This window comes from Priestia sp. P1_B12_1 (assembly GCF_056406695.1).
The window spans coordinates 1-645 of sequence record NZ_JBFTZR010000068.1; the positions used below are offsets into that span (position 1 = coordinate 1).

At 47.4% G+C, this 645-nt stretch carries 3 tRNA genes and 2 rRNA genes; all 5 read right to left on the reverse strand.

Features of this window, described 5'->3' with window-relative positions:
* Positions 1-59: 59 nt before the first annotated feature.
* A tRNA-Lys gene (locus AC1D0Y_RS29660) sits at positions 60-135 on the reverse strand.
* Between the two features lie 8 nt (positions 136-143).
* Positions 144-219 (reverse strand) — tRNA-Thr (locus AC1D0Y_RS29665).
* A 3-nt stretch (positions 220-222) separates the two neighbouring features.
* Positions 223-298, reverse strand: a tRNA-Val gene (locus tag AC1D0Y_RS29670).
* A 9-nt stretch (positions 299-307) separates the two neighbouring features.
* Positions 308-423: ribosomal RNA gene (rrf, locus tag AC1D0Y_RS29675) — 5S ribosomal RNA — on the reverse strand.
* A gap of 109 nt (positions 424-532) precedes the next feature.
* Positions 533-645 (reverse strand): 23S ribosomal RNA (locus AC1D0Y_RS29680); the annotation flags it as partial.

The window sequence follows — 645 nt, forward strand, 5'->3', positions numbered from 1 at the left end:
CACTAGATCCTAAGTCTAGCGCGTCTGCCAATTCCGCCACACCCGCGTGTGAATATAAATGGTGAGCCATGAAGGACTCGAACCTTCGACCCTCTGATTAAAAGTCAGATGCTCTACCAACTGAGCTAATGGCTCGAAAAAACTGGTGCCGGCAAGAGGACTTGAACCCCCAACCTACTGATTACAAGTCAGTTGCTCTACCAGTTGAGCTACACCGGCAAATGGTGGAGGATGACGGGATCGAACCGCCGACCCCCTGCTTGTAAGGCAGGTGCTCTCCCAGCTGAGCTAATCCTCCGATATATAAGCCTGGCAACGTCCTACTCTCACAGGGACAAAGTCCCAACTACCATTGGCGCTAAAGAGCTTAACTTCCGTGTTCGGTATGGGAACGGGTGTGACCTCTTCGCTATCGCCACCAGACATATTATATTATACATGATTTTCAAAAGAAAGCAAGACTTTTTTGGAAAAGTTTTGTTCTCTCAAAACTAGATAACWGTTTGCTGAGTAAAGCTTACGCTTTTAAAGTTTGGTTAAGTCCTCGATCGATTAGTATCAGTCAGCTACACATGTCGCCACGCTTCCACCTCTGACCTATCAACCTGATCATCTTTCAGGGATCTTACTAGCTTGCGCTATGGG